We start from the raw sequence: 20,624 nt of genomic DNA, 5'->3' as shown, positions 1-20,624 counted from the left end.
AAAAGCACTCGTTTAAAGAGTGCTTTAAAATGGATACCAAAAGTTTTGAAATACGTTTAATTTTAAATATACCGCAGCAATGAATATGAAAACACCGGCAAATAAAACGATGAAATCTTCACGTTTCGCCTTACTTGTATAAAACCATGTACGTTTATCCTTCTTTCCAAATCCTCTTAAATCCATTGCATTTGAAATCGTATCTATTCTTTCTAGAGAATGAATGATTAGCGGCCAGAAAATTAAAACACGATTCTTCATACGAACCCATATATTTGCTTCTCCTTTTTCAAAAGCCACTCCTCTCGCTTCTTGCGCGTGTTTAATAATTTTATACTCAGACTGGATGTCAGGAATATAACGTAGTGCAATATTTACTGCATATGTAATCTTATAATGAATACCAAGTTTACTTAAGCTACTTACAAATTCGCTTGGATCTGTCGTGTAAATAAAAAGAAGTGTAAATGGTAATAACGTAAAATACTTTAATGAAAGTGTAGCTGCATAAAATAATGTTTCATATGTAATCGTTGCATATCCAATATGTAAAAACGCGGTATATGATTCAGTTAATTCAGATCCATGAGTTGGTGTAATAAATAAAATCATGACAGAGTTTAATAAACTAAATGTAAATATGACACTAAAAACAATTAAAATTTTACAAAATGGAATTTTAGCAATGCTGAGTCCGATACACCCAATAATAAATAGTATTAGCAACACCCGAAAATCAAAAAACAAAAAAGTAAGCGTCATACAAAAAATAAATAAAAACAATTTCACTACCCCATCCATACGATGAAAATATGTACTATGCACCTTCCTCCCTCCTATTACTATCTAAATAAAGTTCCATAAATTTTTCCGGACATGCAATCCCACTAAATTTAACAAGCTTGGTTAAAGAACTCTCTCTTAAGTTAGCTATTTGTAACGTTTCTTGATCACCAAATACATTAGACACTGTATTATCCGCAATAATTTCCCCTTCATGTAGAACTACTGCACGGTCTGCATATTCTAGTGCGAGATTCATATCGTGAGTAATAAAAATAAATGAAATACCCTTCTTAGCTAGTTTTTTAATAAACGACATAAATTGTTTATAATGATAATAATCTTGTCCCGCTGTCGGTTCATCTAATATGATAAGCTTAGGATTTGTTGTTAATACAGATGCGATTGTTAATCTCTTTTTTTGCCCATAGCTTAGTGCTTGAATTGGCCAATTACGAAATGGATATAAACCACAAATTTTTAAAGTTCCTTCTACTCTATTCTTAATTTCTTCCTTAGAAAAATTATGTAATGTTAATGTAAATGAAACTTCTTCAAAAACAGTAGGCTGTGTAATCATATGATTTGGATTTTGCATCACGTAAGATATGATTTCCCCACGTTTACGAATAGACCAAGAACTAATATTTTCACCTTCTAACAAGATTTTCCCATTTTTCATTTTGTTTATGCCTATAAGACTATGAGCTAATGTGGATTTCCCTGCTCCATTATGTCCCAACAGTGCCACAATTTCTCCTTCATATATTGAAAGGTTTACATTTTCTAATACTTTTTGTTTATTAGGGTATGAAAATGATAAATTCTCCACTTTAAGTAATTCCTTGTTTTTAGTATTACCTTTTAATATGACTTGTTTCTCCATCCACTCTTTTAGAACGTTGCCTACCTTTTCTTTTTGAAGGTTTTCCATTGGATATATTACGTCATTATTACGATCAAAATGTAATCTCTTTAATGCTTCGATGTAAATAGGCTCTCTTAAGCCAATACGTGGCAATATATTTGACGCTAAGATTTCTTTTGGTGTTCCTATTGCAATGACTTTACCTTCATCAATTAATATAACTTTGTCTAAATCCAGCTTTAAAATTTCTTCTATCCTATGTTCGATAATAACAATCGTTTTATTATATTGCTCATGTATATCTTTCATAAGTTCTATCGTATGTACGGCGCTTAGTGGATCTAAGTTCGCTAACGGTTCATCGAACAATAATATATCCGCATTTGTTGTTAATAAACCAGCTAGAGAAACTGTTTGCTTTTGACCTCCTGATAATTCATGTGGACTTTGTTTATGAAACGTATGCATCTTCACCTTTCTTAATGAGTCCGAAACAATCTTTTTCATATCATCTTGCTTTACACATTCATTTTCTAAATAAAAAGCTACATCTTCTTCTACTGTCAGACCAATAAATTGAGCATCTTGATCTTGCAAAATTGTTCCTACCTGCTTACTTTGTTCAAAAATACTTCCTTCCCTCGGGTCTTTACCGGCAATTAAAACGTTACCTGTACTAGTCCCTTCGTAAGAAAATGGGATTAGCCCATTTATACAATGAGCTAATGTCGACTTTCCTGAACCACTTCGTCCAGCAATTAGTACTTTTTCCCCAGGGTATATATGAAAGGTAATATCACTTAAAGTAGGCTGCGCAGCATGCCCATATTGAAAGGTGAATTGTTCAAACGAAATAATTGGTTTCATGTTAACATCCCTACTTTTCAATTTTTAAATGTGTATGTTTCTTATTAGATTTTGTCAAGCCAATTGTAAGTGGCAATCCAACTACTAAGAAAACGATAACATCGGAAATTGTTGCTCCTAATACTTGTATAACAATTTTGTCAAATGGTTCTCCCATCACAATAATATCGAATGCCCCAGCAAATATAATAGCAATGACAATACCAACTAACCCAGTAATTGCTAAATAAGAAATATGCCCCTTGTTAAACGACCCGTTTTTCACACTAAAACCAACTCTTTTTTGAATAAGACCCATCGAAAAACCAATAATCCCTGAACTAATAACCCAGCCCCACCAAATCCCCCATCCAGCAATCGTATCTGTTACGGTATGACCGATAAGTCCGATTAAGAGTCCTACCACTGGACCAAATAATGCTCCAAAAACAGTTAATATAGCTAATGCTGGTTTAATAAATGTATTCGGTGCAATAGAAAATCCCCAAAGTCCTAATATCCCGTATAATGCTGCTCCAATACCGATTGCTACTACTAACTTTGTTGATAATTTGTTCATTACAATTCCCCTCTCATATTAGTCAACTTTTATTACTCTATATTTAATTTAAAAATGAATTATGCATCTACACTCCCTTTCTATACAACAAAAAATGACCTCTTATATAAGAGGTCATTTTCTTTCACGTTCAAGAATCCTCTTATCTTTCAAAAAACACAACGTGTCCTCTGCGGAATTAGCACCTTCCTATAAAATTGCATAGGGGTTGCTGAGGTTTCTTAGGGCCGTTCCCTCCACCTCTCTGGATAAGTATTAATTTGTAATTCGTATTATGGCACTAAAAAGTGTAAATTTCAACACTTTTCTTACTATTTTTATTTTTTGTTAAATGGCGCATTTAAATCATTGTATTCTTATCGGAATTGTGAAATAATGAATTCAAAATCGTTTCGGGAGGAATGCATTATGAAAGTGATTGGTTTGATTGGAGGATTAAGTTGGGAATCTACATCATTATACTATAAACATATTAATACGCTTACACTCTCTCAATACGATCAAAATGCAAAGTTAGTTTTATATAGTATGGATTTTGGTGAAGTAACTACTTTATTACAAAACCATCAATATGAAGAAGTGAAAAATGAACTAGTTACAGTTGCAAAGAAAGTTGAAAAATCTGGGGCTGAATGTTTATTAATGTGTTCAAATACCGTACATCTATTTGCCGAGGAAGTAGAACAAGCAATATCTATCCCGCTTCTTCACATTGGTGATGTAAGTGCTAAAGAAATGGTAGAACAGAATATAAAACGTATCGGACTATTAGGAACAAAACAAACGATGGAGCAAGATTTCTATAAATCACGATTAGCGAAATATAACATTGAGACAATTATCCCCAATGACGAGGAAAGAACTTTTATCCACCATGTCATATTAGATGAATTAAGTAGAGGGATTATTTCAGAAACATCTAAAGAAGAGTTATTACAAATTACAAAATCATTAATTCAAAATGGTGCTGAAGGTATATTATTAGGCTGCACTGAAATACCTTTACTCATCTCCCAAAATGATCTGACTGTTCCCGTTTTTGATACTGCTTTTTTACATGCAAATACTGCTGTGCAATTTGCTGGATAAGAATATACAAGCATAAAGGTGAGAACCTCTATGCTTGTATAAAGTTATGACTATTTATCCTGCTATTTGCAGGCAGTAAAGCCCCACCAATTAAATTTTTACTTTATTTAAAAGAGATTCAATAACTGCAATTGCTTCTTTTGAACCACCACATTCTAAAAAGCTATCATTAAGTTTTCTTATACCATGTTTATACTTTTCATTTGAAAGAACATCTGTTACGGCCTCTTTTAAAGTGTGTACATTAACATGTTCTTTCAATAGTCTATGTGCCGCTTCAAGCTCAGTTAATCTTTGCGCTATCATAGGCTGATCTTTATCATGCGGTATTATTACAAATGGGACATTATAATGAATGGCATCGTGTACGCTATTCATACCACCATGTGTAATAAAAACATCTGCTTCATTTAATATTTCTGATTGAGGTACGTATGGAGCAATTATAAAATTATCTGGCGCTTGCTTTATTTTTGAAATATCATTTCTATCACCAATTGCCATTACAACTATCCCATCAAAATCTGAAAAAGTATCAATACAAGTATTAAAGAATGGTTCGAGTCCTTCAAGCAGTGTTCCCATTGAAATGTAAATAACTTTCTTCTCTTTAAGTGATTCCAGTGGAAACTTTATATTTGTTTTACGCTTTGAAATGCTCGGTCCAATAAAAATGTTATTTTCTCCGAACGATTCGCTATTAGGTTGGAAATAACGACTTGTGTATACGAAACAAACATCACCCTTATTATTCATAAATTGAAGATTATTCTTTGGTTTTACTCCAAATTTATGTTCCATCTGATTTAGTAATTTTTCAGAGATCTCCTCTGGTTGGAATGGTATATCTGCATTTGGATGAAAAGGTAATGTCTTCAAAAACTCTGAAGGAATTAAAAATATAGGTGAGGAAACTACACCTGGAACTTGTAAATACTCCTTTACTAACTCTCCCGCGCCAAATATATCATAAATTACGAAATCAAAATTTATACTTTCACATAATTTTTTCGTAATTTCCAATATATATAAAGAAGTTTGAACATGCACATGAAAGAAAGCATTTAATCCAGATGAGGTTTCAGCATCAATAGAAATTTCCTTTAATAGATCCGGATGAGTATGTACAGTAGCTCCTAAATCTTCAATTCTATCCTTAAAGTTTGTCGTTGTAATATAATGTACGTGATCCCCTCGTTCAGTAAAGGCTTTTACTAAATTTAATGTAGGGTTTACATGTCCCTCTGCTGGAAAATTAACTACTAAAATATTTCGCACTTATTCCTCACTCCTTATATTTCACTGTTTTAATTAAGCATACTGTTATTTGTACATATAATCGTCCCCTAATAGTCCTAAAATGCTTGCTACATTATGTTGATAAATAATTTTTAGTCATCAACATAAAAAAAGCATCTACCTATGTAGATGCCTAACCGTGATAAGGAGTGTTCTGTGAGGTTAGAACAAACTTTTCTGCTTGTCCTATGCTATCAATATATGATTTATTTTATAAAATGTGAATCGTTAATAGAATTATTTTATCCATTTTATATGATCAAATGGATAAAATACCATTTCTACCTTACCTATTATATTTGACTCATCAATAAGTCCAAGTGTATTCCTACTATCTTTACTATGATTACGATTATCACCTAACACAAATAATTTATGCGTAGGAACGTTTATTTCTCTAAAATTTGAAAAACGATTGGATACTTGTAACATATCTAAATGTATATACGACTCATCACGCTTTTTACCGTTAATATATACCTCATCCTCTTTTAATTGTATATTATCCCCCGATAATCCAATAATTCGTTTCACATAGTAAGTAGGCTCGTCTTCTTTTTTTATGATGACAACATCCCCATGATGAAAAGACGATAAACAGACGTTTGCCTTATTAACAAGTATATAATCTTTTTCATTTAAAGTAGGTTGCATCGAAATTCCTTCTACCATACAAAATAAAAATGACTTATTAATAAAAATAACCCCTATTATAATTAAGATGTAGATACATATGTTCCTCCAATATTTTAGAATAAACAGCTTCATATATACCTCATTTCCAATCTATTCCCAGATAAAAACGCCTCTAGTTCACATGAATGCTAGAGACGTTTCGTCCATTTTAATTCTCTTTAGAGTTATCTGTTTTTGGCGCTTCACCAGTTAATCGCTTATTTTTCAAATCAAAATAAGCATCTAAAACTTCTTTTCCAATGTCGGAGTTAATGCCCGATTTATCATTTTCAACCCACGGTACTACAATAGAAAATGCTACTTCTGGATCATCATATGGCGCATATCCAGCCAATGTTAAGTTATAACATTCTCTACGATCGCCTTTCGCATTTCGCCCAATTTCATTTTCTCCACCATATACAGTTTGTGCGGTCCCTGTTTTACCAGCTGGTTTATATGGTGCTTTTTGGAACGCTCTTACTCCCGTTCCATCTCCTTCTTGAAATACTTTTCTAAATCCTTCTTTTACTTGATTAATATATTCTTGTTTCATATCGATTCTATTTAAAACAACGGGTTCTATTGATTGTACTACTTTACCAACCTCATCTTTTTGAACGGTTTGTTCTCTAATTTCTTGAACAATTTGCGGTTTCATTCGATACCCTCCATTTGCGATAGTCGAAATATATTGTGCAAGCTGAAGTGGTGTATACGTATCATATTGTCCAATAGAATAATCTAATAAGAAACCAGGCTGATTATCTTTTCTTCCAATTTGTCCTGCAGTTTCATTTGGTAAATCAATACCAGTTTGTACGCCTAATCCAAATTGCCTGAAATAATACCTCATTTTATCAAAATATTCTTGTTTAATATCTAGTGAACTATTTTTCACATAATCCACTCCAGCAATTTTTAATGCTATATTAAACATATAAACGTTTGAAGATACTTGTAACGCTCTTAGATCGTCTATATCACCAAAATTTTTCCAAGACTTCTTCTCCTTAGTTCCTTTAAACTTCATAGGTGCATCATAAAAATGTGTTCCAGGAGTTATTGCATTTGTTTCAAACCCTGTTAACACTGTCGCACCTTTAACCGTGGATCCAAGCTCATAAGAACTAGTCAGCGTGCCTAAAGCGTAATCTTCTACTTCCATTTTCCCGTCTTTTTCTACAAGCTTTTTCCCAGCCATTGATAATACTTGACCATTTTTTGGATTCATCATCACTACGAAAGCACGGTCTAACATTGATTCTGATCCTTTATATTGTTTTAATATTTTTTCTATGCTCTCCTCTACTTTTTTTTGCAATTCCATATCTATTGTTAAAGTTAAATTTTTACCGCTTTTCCCTTCAGTAACAGTTTCCGTTCTAATAGTATTTCCTTGTTTATCAGCAATGCTTCTTACTTCTTTTTTTGTACCATGAAGTACATCTTCGTATTGCTGTTCGATATAACTTTTGCCGACCCTATCATTTCGACTATAATCACGCACTAAATAATAATCTAATCTTTCACGTGGCAATCCTTCATCAGCATTTGAAACGTTACCAAGGACAGAACGGAATAGACCATCATTTACATAGATTCTCTCCCAATCAACTGATGCATCTACCCCTGGAAGGTTCGCTAAATTTTCACTAATCACCGCATATTCCTGTTCACTAACGTCCTTTTTAATAATTTGAGGTGCCATTTGAAAGCCTGAGGTCATTTTACTTTTAATAGCTAACACTTCTATATCTTTAGCTGTTAGTTCTTGAAGATTTTTATCTGTAACGCGCTTCCTTTTTAAATCTTCTATTTTTTTGTCTAGCTCTTTTCCGGTAATATCCTTATTTCGGAACTTATCTATTTCTTTTTTGGATACTAAGTCTTGAGCAAGTTCTGGATTTAATTGCATCCAAAAGTCTTTCTTATCAGTCTCAGTTAACTTATCAATATCTTCTTGTGGCATTTCAATAATGTCTGCAAGTTGTCTTGCTGATTTTAATATTTCTTCTTGTTTTACACCTTTCACCTTTGTATATGTAATCGTACGTAAAGACTTATTATCAACTACTGGATTTCCTTCACGATCAAATATTTTCCCACGTGGTACAGAAAGGCCCACGGTTGCATTTTCTCTCTTCTCTACTTCATTTTTATATGTTTCTCCATCAAAAATTTGCACTTTCCCTAACTGAATAATAATGCCAGAAAATAATAAAAATACACAAAGGAATAAAATATTTAACCGGAGAGGTACTACTCTACCACTTTTCTTCTCTTGCTTTTTCACCTTGTCATAATCTCCTCCTTATAATATTCCAAATAATAATCACATTTCTATATTAAAAGTAATGTACAATTTCTATACATTGCTTTGTACAAATATTAATATAATGTTTAAAACTTAATAGAAATTAAAACAAAGGTAAAGAAAAGGTAAAGTTTACTAAATTAAATATAAAAAATACCCAATAACAAAAAGTTTAGTTTTCACTAATCGCTTTGTTATTGGGTATTAATTGATTTAAGAATTACTACTAGTGCGTATCGCTATACATTTGTCGTCACAATTAGAAAGAGATTGTTTATTTAGTACTTTCGGTAAGTAAATAGTTACTGTTGTCCCGACCCCAACCTCGCTCATGATACTAATTGTCCCTTGATGACTTTCAATAATTTTATAACTTAACATTAATCCAATACCAGTCCCTTTTTCTTTCGTACTATAAAAAGGTTCACCTAATCTCTTAATTCTTTCTTCAGGTATTCCTATTCCTTCATCTATTACATGAATAATGACACCATCATCATTTATTTCTTTTATGTGAATTGAAATTCCCCCACCATTTGGCATAGCTTCGATTGAATTTTGCAAAATATTAATAAATACTTGTTTCAATTGATTTTCTGAGCATTCAATAATTATATCTTTGTCACCCGTAAAAAGTTCAACTTGAATATTTGTCATAATTGCTTTTGTATTCATTAACGATACGACATTTTTAAAAATTTGATAAATATTTTTCTTTTCTGTATTTATCTCATCTGTTTTAGCGATTGATAGAAATTCTTGTAGGATTGCTTCTATCCTTTCAATTTCAGAAAGCATAAGATCAAAATATCTTTCTTGATCTTCTTTATTAATTTGGAATAACTGTATAAAACCTTTAATTACAGTTAAAGGATTTCTTACTTCATGAGCCACGCCAGCTGCTAATTGACCAATTGCTGCAAGCGTATCTGATTTGTTTAACAATTCTTCTGTCTTTTTTCGCTCTGTAATGTCGCGTACAATAATCATAATTTTATCACGTAATAATGGTAAGCACCTAGCTTCAAAGAAATCAATACTTCCATTAAGTGTGAGTGGATATTCTACAATTACATTCGTTCCTTTTTCCTTCACTTGATTAATGGCTTCCTGAAACTGCTGTGCTACTGAAGATGGTAATACTTCGTAAAACTTTTTTCCCATAAAAGCTTCTGCGGGTACGTAAAACTTCGTAGGAGATCCTGCCTTGTAATCAATAATCGTGCCATCATCTTCTGTTAAGAAACATAAATCTGGTAAAGCTTTAAAAATTAATTCCAGTTCAGATGTTTGTTGTTTTAACTGCTCTTCTATCGCTTTTAAATGCGTAATATCTACACCAACAGCCCAATAACTATATCCTGTTACAGGAAACTGTTCTGATATATTCGACCACATTATTGTTTTGATTTCACCATTTTTACATGTTAAGTGCATTTCCCAATCTCTGAAATTTTTTCCACAAGTTAAAAATTTCTTTTGTATTTGATGGCGATAATTATGATCAGGATACAATAATTGCAGTGCATTTGGATTTCCAATTATTTCTTCAGCGGTATAACCTGTTACGATTTCGCATTCTCGGTTCCACAAAACAAAATCTCCATTATAATCAAGCGCATCGACCATAACAGGCATGTTTTGTAAAATCGTATGTAGTTCCTCCTCTTTCCGAGAAAGCAACGTTGTATTTTTACTTTGAAATACTTTTATTGCACCATCTAAAATTAAACTTGAGAGCATTTCAAAGTATTTTTGACAACTGAAAATTTCACTTTTTTTGGACCATACAACAAAAGATCCTAAATGTTGATTGTATAAGAAAATGGGGATTTCAATCTTTGGAAGTTTACTCTTTTTTATCTCATTCATTCCGAATGAAAAAACACACTCTTTTTCAGCATCAAGAAGTTGATGTGATATGTTAGTTAATTTATAAAATTGTTCTGCCATGGTTTCTATTGTACTCACATCAATAAGTTCCATTAGCCGCGAATTCATTCTTTGTTCACCTCAATATGTAAAATTAATACAAATCTAAAATTCATACTTCTCCATTATACGAAGAAAGCTAGTGTAGGTATATAGCTGTAGAATAATTATTCGAACAAATTTTATTTTTCAATTAAAACAAGAAAAGAATATATTTCGTTCATTCCTCATTTATTGTCTAGGTAACTTGAATTCCTCCTTACATTCACTGAATTTTCACTTGAGAGTCATACGCGTCACTAATAGCGGTATAAACATGCAATAAGTATAAAGTTCATAAAATATTCACAATTTTTATGAAAAATATACACATTTATTCCAATATATTCTATATAATAAAATGTAATAAGGCTTCTATGAATCCCATAGAATACCTTACCCCTAATAAAAAAGAAAAAAGAATCCATTTGGATTCTTTTTTCTTTTTTTAATTACATTACATATTTATATAAAGCATGTGCCACACCATGTTCTTCATTTGATAACGTTTCGTATTTACACATTGCTTTTATTTCTTCAACTGCATTTCCCATTGCAATTGATATATTCGCTTTTTCCATCATAGAAACATCGTTTAGTCCATCACCTATCGCTACAGTGTTTTCAACCGGAATATTAAGATGTTCTGCTAAAGTATATAATCCATTCCCTTTTTGAGCATCTCGATGATTAATCTCTAAATTGTGCCAATATGAAGATGTAATTGCTAAATCTGTATTATGAAGAAATGTTTCTTTTAGTTTTTTTAATTTCTCAATATCATAAGAAAATGGTAATAGTTTATGCACATGTATATCTGTTTCTACAATTGGTTTACAACTTTCCGCACTATGAAACGCTGTATGCTCAAGATATAATGCTGCGATTGTTTCTAACTCTTTCAAGTCGAAATTTTCTTTTGAATTCTTCACATACTCAATTTCATTACGTACACTCTCTACTCCATAATCCGGTACATACACACCTTTATCAGTATAAAGCTGATAATATAAACCATTCTCTTCAAGATATTCTACAATTTCAAGTGCCTGCATATTTTGAATTGGATATCTCTTCATCATTTTTTTATCTTTATATATAAGAGCCCCATTTTCCGCAATGATTGGACACTCTAAATTAACTTCTAACAATAATCGCTCAATGTCAACAATAGAACGTCCTGTACAAATTGCTACAACATGGCCAGCTTCTTGACATGTTCGAATTGCTTCTGCATTTTCTTTACTTATCATTTTATTCCCCGAAAGAAGAGTTCCATCTAAATCAATTGCGATTAATTTCATTATTTCTTCACCACTTTCTATAAATACACGAGTTCTAATTAATTATTAGGTATCGTTTCCATACAATCCTCGTGAGGTACTTCTTATTTATAATTTATGAAAAGCGTTTCAGGTCAAGAAATAATTAAAAATAAAATCCAAAGCTTTTCTTTTTAAAAAAGCTTTGGATTTTAAACTATGAATTATAACTAATGTATTTTGTCTCACACATGTACACGTTTTTTTCTTCAGTTGGGATATATACTTTAAACTTTTCTAATCGTTTTCCATAGACATGAATCGTAATAACGCTTTCATTTTCGCTAATTTCAAGAATATGACAATCTGCTGGTGGAATTACTTTATCAGTTTCTCCTTCTCCCAAATAAAGATTTCCTGTATGTGTTAAATAAACAAGTGAATTTCCAAGTTGTTTCGTTTGTATAAAGTTCTGCACCATTATCCTTCCTGAAAAAACGCCTTCTACTCCCCATGTGCCGTCATGATCATGTAAAGGTGTAGATTGTCCATCTTTCCATACGAGAGCTAGTACTTCAAAACGTTTGAGCGGATCTTCATACAATAAATGTCTTGCATATTGGGTCAAATTGGCCTTCTGTTTTTCTAACGGAAGCCATGTTTTCTTTTCTAAAAGTTCTTCTAGTAATTTTTCAATGCCACACACTATTTCTTCTTCAAATAAACCGTTTTCCATAAGATCTGTAACACCTTTAATAAACTTTTGAAATGATTTACTTCCATTACAAGTCAACATAAGAATCCTCCTCTACGTTTTATACAATTCCATATTAAGGTAATTGCCGAAAACTCACAATTGAGAAACAAAAAAAACAAGATGCAAATGTATGCACCTTGTTAAGATTTTTATTTGGCTTTCAATCGAATAGGTAAGTATTTTAATGTTTGTTCATTTTCCAATATACATTTTTCTAAACAGAAAGATGGAGATAGCTCTATTTTTTCAAAAGCATTTATAAAGGTAGTTAATGCAATCTCAGCTTCTAAACGTGCAAGTGGTGCTCCTAAGCAAAAGTGAGGACCTTTCCCAAAGGTTAAATGCTTTTCATTTCCTGTTCGATGTACATTAAATTGAGAGGCTTGTGAAAATTTTTTCTCATCTAAATTCGCTGCACTAACCCACGCAACAATCATCTGATTCTTTTTCATGAAAGGACCAAATATATTTGTATCCTCTGTAATCCTCCGGGCCAATGTAACAGGAAAGCGATAGCGTAATACTTCCTCAATCGCTTTTGAAATTAAGTTAGGTTCTTTTCTTAACTCTTCATAAATTCCAGGTGAATCTACTAAAAAGCAATAAAAGCTATTAATAATTAAATTTGTAGTGGTTTCATTCCCAGCCGCTAGTAAACCTAATGAAAAGGTTACAATTTCTTCATCGGTTAATCTTTCGCCTTCATATTCAGCTCGAATTAAATCAGAAATGATATCATCGGTTAAATGATATCTCTTTTCCTGAACAATCGGTAGAAGGTATGCTTTGAATTCATGTAATGCTATCCCTTTCTCGGCATCCAGGTCATTAAACTTTTCTTTACTATACGGCATAAATAAAATATCAGACCATTCTTTAATTTTTTTACGATCTGTTGTTGGGACTCCTAATAAATCGGAAATAACGGTAACAGGTAAAGGTGCAGCAAACTGTTCAACGATATTAACTTCACTACATTTTTCGATATGTTGTACAAGTTCATCTGCGATAGCCTGTATTCGAGGTTTCCACTGTTCTAAACTTCTTGGAGTAAATGCCTTAGAAACAATGGAACGTACATTGCGATGTTCTGGTGGATCTGTAGAGTTTATATTTATTCTAGTTTCTAAAGGAGGGATTGAGAATTGTCTGCGCTCCCTTCTACTTGAAAATAAGCGATAATCTGATAATACACGATTTACATCATCATATAAAAAAACATTCCATACATCCTGCTCTTCATCATAATGAACTGGGTGATTATCCCTCATCAAACGATACCATTCATATGGATTCCATAATTCTTCTTTTGTTTTCAGCTTTGAAATTTCATGAACTAAAATAACATTTTCAGGTGAAGCCATAGTTCTTTCCTCCCTTTTCTTTTACAATAAAAGTGATAGGTCGGCAGTCCAAAGTTGTATAAACTATCATATGTTATTTTAACATATACCAAAGGGGATTTTTCATTAGAGAACTTGAGAAATATATAAGGGGGATTTTTATGTACGTTGACATTTTACTACTAGCAGAATTAACGACAGGACCAAAACATGGATATGAAATTAAAAAAAATGTTCAAAATCGTTTAGGTGAAAATTTCGAATTAAATCACAACATGCTTTATCCTGCCCTTCGGCGCTTTGAAAATATGGGTGCTATAACGAAAAAAATACATAAACAAGTCGGAAAACCAAACCGAAATATGTACGATATAACAGAAACAGGAGAAGAAATTTTTTCTGAAATGTTACGAGAGTTTCCCGAAAAACTTGCGACAAACAATACAGAATTTCTTGTTCGTATTGCGCTATTTGAAAAACTTGACTATGAGGATAGAAAAGAGATTTTGACTGTACGTCAAAACGTACTATATAATCAGCTTACTGCTATTCAGTCTCTAGATGTTACCTCATCTTTTATTACTGAAGTCATTGAATTTAGTAAATCACGAATTGAACATGAATTGAGTTGGATTACATCACTTATGAAAAAAATATGAAAAAATAACAAGAAAAGTTAAAAACAATGAATGAAAATGATATTTATTATCAATACTATAATTAATAAAAGGGCAACCACGATTTGGCCACCCTTCAAACATTTACACTTCTGGATCGAAAGTTTTGCAATCTGTTTCTTCCGTTGTAGATGCATGTTTACCTTTATGACTTACTACGTAAATTGCCTCTGCACTACATTTATTACCGTTCGCCCAAAATTTACAGTTATTTACTTCACATAAAACGTCTTGTGCCATAGTATCACACCTCCTTGTTCTATTATCATTAACAAAATTCGGAGGTATGATACTCTTTGTCATGCATTTTTTATTCCCTTTTTAGCTTTCTTAATGGTTCAATATCTCCTCGTACAATCACATCTATATTTTCAGTTATTTTTTCAATGTCAAAATGCCACCATTGAATTTGTAATAATTCTTCTATTATTTCATTTGAAAATCTCTCTTTTATTTTATTTGCTGGATTTCCACCAACAATTGTATATGGTGCGACGTCTCTAGTCACAACAGATTTAGCTGCAATGATTGCACCATCTCCTATTTTTATTCCGGGCATAATAGTTGTGTCCATACCAATCCAAACGTCATTTCCTATAACTGTATCGCCTTTGTAAGGTAAATCAGACAAACTAGGTGTATACTTCTCCCACCCATTTCCAAAGATATTAAATGGATATGCCGAAAATCCATCCATCCGATGATTCGCTCCGTTCATAATAAAGTTAACTCCAGATGCAATACAACAAAACTTTCCAATAGTAAGGCGATCCCCAAGAAATTCATAATGATGTAATACTCGATCTTCAAATGTTTCTCCATCTTTCGCATCATAATAAGAATAGTCACCAACAAGTATATTAGGTTTTGTTATTGTATTTTTTATAAATTGAACGTTTTGATTTCCTTCAATAGGGTATTTAACATTTGGATTAGGATTCATTTTGTACGGCACTTCCTTTACCACTTATTTCACTTTCCACCACTATTACTGGCTTTAAATTGTATATAGGTAAAATAAACAATAATCCAATTATAAAAAGTAAAGCCGTCCCTTCATACATCATACTTAATGAAAACATCTCTTTTAAAGAACCGGCAATACTCATCGTTACCACCATTGAACCGGTAAAAAGCGGACTTAAAATACCATTTACACGACCTATAAAATCAGTATCGCTATTTTGAATAATAAGCGTATTAATACCAATTTGGATACAAGGAAGAGCTAAACCACTAAAAAGCTGCGCAGTAAGTGTCACCCATAAATTTGTAGAATATCCTATAATGCCAATACCAATTGCTTGACCAAGCATACCGATAATTAACATCTTTTGCGGAGCAACGTTTTTCGCAAATACCATTGCTAATGCTCCGCCAACAATCATTCCCGCACCATTAACTGTTAGTAGCCACTGTAAACTCTCTTTTGATAATCCTAGCTGCTCAGTCACAATAAATATACCTAATGGTTGAATTAATCCTATACCTAGTCCTGCAGCCATAAAGCAGAGCCCTAGCAAAGTTAACGCTTTTTTCTTTTTGACATACTTAATACCATCCTTCATCTCCTGCAGCAGAGTGATATCTTTCTTTTCTACGTCGTTTTCAAGATCTTTCGGAAGAAATAACAATACAACTGCCGCAAGTAAAAACGAGATACCTGTTATGATGATTGAAATGTAAATTCCAAAACTATGAAAGATAAATGTCCCTAGGATTGGTCCTAATACCATAAATATTGCAAATATCGTTTGATATATAGACATTGCTAATTGAATTTGTTCCGTTGATAAATGTTGTTTAAACAACTTCATTCCAGATGGTTGTGAAAACTGTGAAAGGATTGCAGAGATGAGTGTCACAAAAAACACAATTTTCCACGTTCCAAACATAAGCGTAATTAATACAGCGAATACTGAAATGGAACTTAACGTTTCACACCATATCATTGTCTTCTTTGGCTTCCACCTATCAGCAAAAGTACCGCCAATAAATGAAAAAATAAAAATTGGAGCGAATTCAGCAACTGAAATCATTGAAATAGCAAAAGCATCACCTTTTGTCATTTCCATTACATATAGTAATACCGCAAAGTTTCGAACCCATATTCCTATTTGTAAAAATAATGCTGATGCTAAAATCCCTTGTACAAACCGATTTTTTAATACTTGTGATACCCCATTGTTTTGTTTCGTTACTACATTTGTCGACATAAAAAAGCCTCCTATTTCATGTTCTGAACAGGAGGCAGCACAAATCATATAAAAAGACTATATATTCGCAGAGCGAAATACATCCCTTTTCTATAAATGTACAGACTAACCCTATTCAGAAGAATATTTCGTTTTTTAACGAAGATCTCTTACAAATAGAATTAGTTGATCATTGGGATGTCTTCACCCTTCCGTTTCGAATTTAAATAACACATACATACTCTATGTAAATCATTTTCGATGTATGCATGTCTACTTTTAACTATTCTAGAAAGTTAAAGGCAATTCCTCTAAAGAACGCATTAAATAATTACCTTGCCATTTAATTTCTTCACGGTTCCCTTTTATTTGTAGTTCAGGCATTCGATTAAACAAAGTAGTAATAGCAATCTTTGCTTCTAACCTCGCAAGTGGAGCTCCTAAGCAGAAATGGCTACCATGACCAAAGGCAATATGGCGATTATTTTCCCGAGTAATATCGAATACTTCTGGGTTTTCAAATACAGTTTCATCACGGTTTGCAGAAGCTAAGGCAATGACAACCATATCTCCTTCTTCAATTTTTCGATCATGAATTTGAAAAGGTTCATCTGCCCATCTTGAAGTTGTAACCTCAACTGGAGAATAATATCGTAATCCTTCCTCAATAGCGGCATCAATTAATTTTGGATTTTCTTTCAATAACTGTAATTGATCTGGATTTTCAAGAAGTGCTAATACCGTATTTGTAATTAAATTCACTGTCGTCTCGTGTCCCGCCACAATTAGTAACATTATCATTGAATATAGTTCCCGAGCGCTAAGTTTATGTCCTTCACTCTCTGCAAGTATTAAAGCACTCACCAAATCTTCTTTTGGCTCTTTTCGTTTAATATCAACTAAATATTGAAGGTATGTAATAAACTCAGATAGTTGCTTTTCAGTTTCTCTTATTTCTTCTGGTGTTTCTGGGTAAGCAATGACAGCATGAGACCAAATTCTAAATTTCGCTTGATCTTCTTTTGGAATACCGAGCATTTCACTTATTACAATGATCGGTAAAGGGAATGAATAATCATCAACAAGATTTAATGAATTCTTTCGCTCGACTTCATTTAACAAATCATCTGCAATATCCTGTATTCTTCCTTCCAATTGCGTGATCATCTTCGGTGTAAAAGCTTTTTGTACGAGTGATCGTAAACGATTATGGTTAGGTGGATCTGAATTTAACATATGAGTAGTTAAATGATCACTATTGTCAACGGTAAGAAACACATTCAATGCATCTTGAGAAAATACATTGGCTGGATCTTTTTTTAAGCGACTGTCTTTTAAAAGCGGTAAGGCATCTTCATATCTTGTGATAAGCCATTCCGCACCTAGTTCAGTTTTATTCACAAATAAGATAGGTTGCATTTTTCTAGATTCTTTATAAATTTCATACGCATCTTCTTTAAACTGAGCTGAAGCTAAATTAATGCCATCCTCTATGCTTAACCCAACTTTGTTTTTCATTGACATTGTATTCCCTCACTCTCATTTGTTTTTGAAAACCAACCAACATATGCATTATACTCTAATAAAAACGCGAAAATTGTAAATTTTCAATGGAAATCTTACTTCGTATATTGAAAAATAAAAAAGTGAGAGAGTACAATCGTTTTACTCTCCCACTTCTCTTTATGCGAAGCACATAAAATTACTAATTTGTTGATAGCGATAACTTACTTTACGACGACGACCACCTTGCCAAGTGTAACCTGATACTCCGCTTCTTCTCACTTCAGTCGGAAAGAACCATAAATCCCTTCCAAAAGGTCCAGGACGATGTAAACGTAAATAGCCCCATCTTCCTAAACAGTTACACATCCATGATTTCATATTGCCTGGTTGTGCTGGAGAAGCAAATGTAGACGGTAACGATGGCGCTTGTGACGGTGGTGGTGACGTTGGAGCATCCTCCGCATCATCTGGTCTGTAATCTTCTTGTTCAATATCTCTCACTTCATTTGTAGGTTCATACCCGTAGTTTTGTGGATTATAATACATCGCTTGATCATATGGATAATTTTGTTGGTTATACATATTAACAAATCACCTTCTTTTCATTCATTACCTTTATCATTCATTACCTTTATCATTCATATGTGATATGCCCTCTCTGGGAAGCTTATGTATAGCCCAAATTCAACTTAAAAAACTCGTATTATTAAAAATACGAGTTTTTCAAAAATAGAATATTTTTATCATCTCCTTAACTTCACACTATAAAAACGCATTTCATCTAACGAACCTTCAAATTCAAATACTTCTTGTTTAATTAATTGTTTCAAGCGATATTCTAAGAAAGTATCTCCAACCAATTGTTCAACAAGACCAAGTGCTTCACCAATTACTCTAGGAGCTTTGAGGAACTCTCGATCAGCACCCACACTTTTCGCGCATTCAATTATAAATTGATCAAAATAATCTTCTTGTACAAAATGCACTTCATTTTCTTTCCACACTCTTAAACATTCTATGCTTTCCGATAATCTATTCCACTCATGTTCAAACTTCATGCGCTTCTCTTCAGTTAAATAAGGTAACTTTATAAAACTTTTTTGGAATAGAGCTAAACTTTCAGGTGGTAATTCTCCCGTGCCACGAATATCATACTCTTGTTTTAATATTTCTCTGCTTGCTTCAGACGTATTAATTATTCGAATGTTTTTCTTATCCTTTAATTGTGCTATTACAAAACTTAGACCTACATGTTCATGTGCATTATCAGCCCTCCAAATTGTAATAGGCGTTTCAACAGGAATAGTATGTAGTTCTTCTATAGTTGCTATAAATCTTAATAAATATTCTTCTTCAAAATAACTATCATAAGCAGTTAAGTTATTTATTAACCACTTCTGTCTTGCTAGTTGCCCCTCATTCGTATGCAACCTATATATCGGTCCAATTGAAAAAAATTCCGAAAAAGCAACAACACTCTCTTCAAATAATTCTTCTTGACTTAACATATATTTTAAGCAACCAGCCGTTGAATCATCAAAAGCAATATGTACGTGCGTACTTTCTTTTACATTCCTTTTATAAGTAGGATTACTTGTTAATTGTTTCGGAATATCCATCAAATTTTTAATTGTATCTTCACTATAGTTTTCTTCTAATAAGTTTAACTGTATGAGAATACTTTGAAGTAAATCTTTAGCCTCATCTTCATACATATCCTCTACAGCATTTTTAATTTTATCTATCACACAAATCCCTCTATTCATTTCAAAAATAACGTAGATTATAGTGTATCATTTTAGTATAGTTCTTTAAAGTCAAATCCAGATTACTACAGCAATCTGGATTTTTAACAAAAGCTCTTCTTATATTTTTGAATTGCTAAATATTTTTACTTTGAAAATCCTTGTATCTAAATGTATAATTATATAAAAACAAAAATATAGGAGCTATATTTATGGATAAAGTACTTACAAATTATAAACATTACTTAAAAAATTGGAGATTTATATTTATTTGCATACTACCTGCTATCGCCTTATTCGTTACTTTCTATGTCATCTTCGAACTACTGTTTCATCAAGATTTCTACCTATCTAACTTAATTTCTGCTATCATATTATTTTTAATATTTATTAACGTTAAAGATAAATTTAAAATTAAAGGCTAAAAAACACTATTTCAAAATAGCCCTTTATTATTGCATCCTACTATAAAATAAGGCTCGTAGTAGATTTTCATAAAAAATAAGAGCACCCTGCAATTGGATGCTCTTATGTGATTAGAGGTTTTTTCTGAGTATTAAATAGGACACGAAGATCTTGTCCTACTACATAATATATGCTTGTACTTATTATTTCGTGCATATATTATGCAACATGTTCAGGTACTTAATATATGCATAGTCATTGCTATAAAATTTACTCAAATATTTACTGTACGATTATCATATTTAT

General features: G+C 32.3%; 19 protein-coding genes and 1 riboswitch. Of the genes, 3 read left to right on the top strand and 16 right to left on the bottom strand.

Annotated elements, in window-relative coordinates; translation table 11 throughout:
- Window positions 1-24: 24 nt before the first annotated feature.
- Genes IBT51_RS11560 through IBT51_RS11550 form a run of 3 tightly spaced genes read right to left on the bottom strand, consistent with a single transcriptional unit; the run spans window position 25 to window position 3,077 of the window.
- On the bottom strand, window positions 25-825 hold the full coding sequence (locus IBT51_RS11560; RefSeq protein WP_075719272.1) for an energy-coupling factor transporter transmembrane component T family protein: 801 nt from the start codon (window positions 823-825) through the stop codon (window positions 25-27).
- Window positions 818-2,518 (bottom strand): ABC transporter ATP-binding protein, encoded by a 1,701-nt coding sequence (locus IBT51_RS11555; protein WP_161114291.1) that lies wholly within the window; start codon window positions 2,516-2,518, stop codon window positions 818-820. Before IBT51_RS11555 ends, IBT51_RS11560 begins: the two co-directional genes overlap by 8 nt.
- A 10-nt stretch (window positions 2,519-2,528) precedes the next feature.
- Window positions 2,529-3,077, bottom strand: coding sequence for an ECF-type riboflavin transporter substrate-binding protein (locus IBT51_RS11550; protein ID WP_069355663.1), 549 nt, complete (start codon window positions 3,075-3,077; stop codon window positions 2,529-2,531).
- Between the two features lie 139 nt (window positions 3,078-3,216).
- Window positions 3,217-3,332: riboswitch (SAM riboswitch) on the bottom strand.
- A gap of 153 nt (window positions 3,333-3,485) precedes the next feature.
- Here IBT51_RS11550 and IBT51_RS11545 point away from each other — a divergent pair.
- Window positions 3,486-4,166, top strand: coding sequence for an aspartate/glutamate racemase family protein (locus tag IBT51_RS11545; RefSeq protein WP_053564339.1), 681 nt, complete (start codon window positions 3,486-3,488; stop codon window positions 4,164-4,166).
- Window positions 4,167-4,256: 90 nt separating this feature from the next.
- Here the strand turns inward: IBT51_RS11545 and IBT51_RS11540 are convergent, their stop codons facing one another.
- The 7 genes from IBT51_RS11540 to IBT51_RS11510 form a co-directional block, all read right to left on the bottom strand.
- Entirely contained in the window at window positions 4,257-5,444 is a 1,188-nt protein-coding gene (locus IBT51_RS11540) for a macrolide family glycosyltransferase (protein ID WP_088024117.1), read from the bottom strand.
- 258 nt (window positions 5,445-5,702) lie between these two features.
- A complete protein-coding gene (lepB, locus tag IBT51_RS11535; RefSeq protein WP_200458301.1) occupies window positions 5,703-6,233 on the bottom strand; it encodes a signal peptidase I in 531 nt (176 codons plus the stop codon).
- A 76-nt stretch (window positions 6,234-6,309) separates the two neighbouring features.
- Entirely contained in the window at window positions 6,310-8,436 is a 2,127-nt protein-coding gene (locus IBT51_RS11530) for a peptidoglycan D,D-transpeptidase FtsI family protein (RefSeq protein WP_075719266.1), read from the bottom strand.
- A 234-nt stretch (window positions 8,437-8,670) separates the two neighbouring features.
- A complete protein-coding gene (locus tag IBT51_RS11525) occupies window positions 8,671-10,458 on the bottom strand; it encodes a PAS domain-containing sensor histidine kinase (RefSeq protein WP_053564341.1) in 1,788 nt (595 codons plus the stop codon).
- A 422-nt stretch (window positions 10,459-10,880) separates the two neighbouring features.
- Complete coding sequence (locus IBT51_RS11520) at window positions 10,881-11,732, bottom strand: Cof-type HAD-IIB family hydrolase (protein WP_000766393.1); 852 nt, start codon at window positions 11,730-11,732, stop codon at window positions 10,881-10,883.
- 175 nt (window positions 11,733-11,907) lie between these two features.
- Window positions 11,908-12,486 carry a cysteine dioxygenase family protein gene (locus IBT51_RS11515; RefSeq protein WP_023522059.1) on the bottom strand — a complete coding sequence of 193 codons (579 nt, stop codon included), beginning with the start codon at window positions 12,484-12,486 and terminating at the stop codon, window positions 11,908-11,910.
- A 110-nt stretch (window positions 12,487-12,596) separates the two neighbouring features.
- On the bottom strand, window positions 12,597-13,811 hold the full coding sequence (locus tag IBT51_RS11510) for a cytochrome P450 (RefSeq protein ID WP_053564342.1): 1,215 nt from the start codon (window positions 13,809-13,811) through the stop codon (window positions 12,597-12,599).
- 140 nt (window positions 13,812-13,951) lie between these two features.
- Between IBT51_RS11510 and IBT51_RS11505 the strand changes: the two genes are divergently transcribed.
- Window positions 13,952-14,449, top strand: coding sequence for a PadR family transcriptional regulator (locus IBT51_RS11505; protein WP_000289127.1), 498 nt, complete (start codon window positions 13,952-13,954; stop codon window positions 14,447-14,449).
- Window positions 14,450-14,551: 102 nt separating this feature from the next.
- Here the strand turns inward: IBT51_RS11505 and IBT51_RS11500 are convergent, their stop codons facing one another.
- The 6 genes from IBT51_RS11500 to IBT51_RS11475 all read right to left on the bottom strand — a co-directional run bounded on the left by IBT51_RS11500 (window position 14,552) and on the right by IBT51_RS11475 (window position 19,916).
- Window positions 14,552-14,707 (bottom strand): DUF1540 domain-containing protein, encoded by a 156-nt coding sequence (locus IBT51_RS11500; protein WP_000046095.1) that lies wholly within the window; start codon window positions 14,705-14,707, stop codon window positions 14,552-14,554.
- A 70-nt stretch (window positions 14,708-14,777) separates the two neighbouring features.
- Entirely contained in the window at window positions 14,778-15,410 is a 633-nt protein-coding gene (locus IBT51_RS11495; protein WP_053564343.1) for a Vat family streptogramin A O-acetyltransferase, read from the bottom strand.
- Window positions 15,400-16,683 carry an MFS transporter gene (locus tag IBT51_RS11490; protein WP_000106397.1) on the bottom strand — a complete coding sequence of 428 codons (1,284 nt, stop codon included), beginning with the start codon at window positions 16,681-16,683 and terminating at the stop codon, window positions 15,400-15,402. Before IBT51_RS11490 ends, IBT51_RS11495 begins: the two co-directional genes overlap by 11 nt.
- A gap of 267 nt (window positions 16,684-16,950) precedes the next feature.
- Window positions 16,951-18,186: a cytochrome P450 gene (gene cypA / locus IBT51_RS11485; protein ID WP_069355657.1), complete on the bottom strand. Its 1,236-nt coding sequence runs from the start codon at window positions 18,184-18,186 to the stop codon at window positions 16,951-16,953.
- Window positions 18,187-18,345: 159 nt separating this feature from the next.
- The gene (locus IBT51_RS11480) at window positions 18,346-18,750 is read right to left on the bottom strand and encodes a hypothetical protein (RefSeq protein ID WP_000282689.1); all 405 of its coding nucleotides are present in this window, start codon (window positions 18,748-18,750) and stop codon (window positions 18,346-18,348) included.
- Between the two features lie 161 nt (window positions 18,751-18,911).
- A complete protein-coding gene (locus IBT51_RS11475; RefSeq protein ID WP_200458302.1) occupies window positions 18,912-19,916 on the bottom strand; it encodes a DUF1835 domain-containing protein in 1,005 nt (334 codons plus the stop codon).
- Between the two features lie 209 nt (window positions 19,917-20,125).
- Here IBT51_RS11475 and IBT51_RS11470 point away from each other — a divergent pair, with 209 nt between their 5' ends.
- Window positions 20,126-20,338, top strand: a complete 213-nt coding sequence (locus IBT51_RS11470; RefSeq protein WP_000362069.1) for a hypothetical protein — start codon at window positions 20,126-20,128, stop codon at window positions 20,336-20,338.
- Window positions 20,339-20,624: the final 286 nt, after the last annotated feature.

The organism is Bacillus sp. S71, from assembly GCF_016625265.1.
Taxonomy (GTDB): Bacteria; Bacillota; Bacilli; order Bacillales; family Bacillaceae_G; genus Bacillus_A; species Bacillus_A cereus.
The sequence above is the reverse complement of the archived record's forward strand: the minus strand, read 5'-3'. Positions and strand labels throughout refer to the sequence as shown.

What these genes read in the sequence shown, in the direction of transcription:
- IBT51_RS11470 (WP_000362069.1), top strand. Translation starts at nt 20,126, where the DNA reads ATGGATAAAGTACTTACAAATTATAAACATTACTTAAAAAATTGGAGA.
- IBT51_RS11495 (WP_053564343.1), bottom strand. Translation starts at nt 15,410, where the DNA reads ATGAATCCTAATCCAAATGTTAAATACCCTATTGAAGGAAATCAAAAC.
- IBT51_RS11520 (WP_000766393.1), bottom strand. Translation starts at nt 11,732, where the DNA reads ATGAAATTAATCGCAATTGATTTAGATGGAACTCTTCTTTCGGGGAAT.
- IBT51_RS11545 (WP_053564339.1), top strand. Translation starts at nt 3,486, where the DNA reads ATGAAAGTGATTGGTTTGATTGGAGGATTAAGTTGGGAATCTACATCA.
- IBT51_RS11515 (WP_023522059.1), bottom strand. Translation starts at nt 12,486, where the DNA reads ATGTTGACTTGTAATGGAAGTAAATCATTTCAAAAGTTTATTAAAGGT.
- IBT51_RS11550 (WP_069355663.1), bottom strand. Translation starts at nt 3,077, where the DNA reads ATGAACAAATTATCAACAAAGTTAGTAGTAGCAATCGGTATTGGAGCA.
- lepB (WP_200458301.1), bottom strand. Translation starts at nt 6,233, where the DNA reads ATGAAGCTGTTTATTCTAAAATATTGGAGGAACATATGTATCTACATC.
- IBT51_RS11490 (WP_000106397.1), bottom strand. Translation starts at nt 16,683, where the DNA reads ATGTCGACAAATGTAGTAACGAAACAAAACAATGGGGTATCACAAGTA.
- cypA (WP_069355657.1), bottom strand. Translation starts at nt 18,186, where the DNA reads ATGTCAATGAAAAACAAAGTTGGGTTAAGCATAGAGGATGGCATTAAT.
- IBT51_RS11555 (WP_161114291.1), bottom strand. Translation starts at nt 2,518, where the DNA reads ATGAAACCAATTATTTCGTTTGAACAATTCACCTTTCAATATGGGCAT.
- IBT51_RS11525 (WP_053564341.1), bottom strand. Translation starts at nt 10,458, where the DNA reads ATGAATTCGCGGCTAATGGAACTTATTGATGTGAGTACAATAGAAACC.
- IBT51_RS11505 (WP_000289127.1), top strand. Translation starts at nt 13,952, where the DNA reads ATGTACGTTGACATTTTACTACTAGCAGAATTAACGACAGGACCAAAA.
- IBT51_RS11510 (WP_053564342.1), bottom strand. Translation starts at nt 13,811, where the DNA reads ATGGCTTCACCTGAAAATGTTATTTTAGTTCATGAAATTTCAAAGCTG.
- IBT51_RS11500 (WP_000046095.1), bottom strand. Translation starts at nt 14,707, where the DNA reads ATGGCACAAGACGTTTTATGTGAAGTAAATAACTGTAAATTTTGGGCG.
- IBT51_RS11480 (WP_000282689.1), bottom strand. Translation starts at nt 18,750, where the DNA reads ATGTATAACCAACAAAATTATCCATATGATCAAGCGATGTATTATAAT.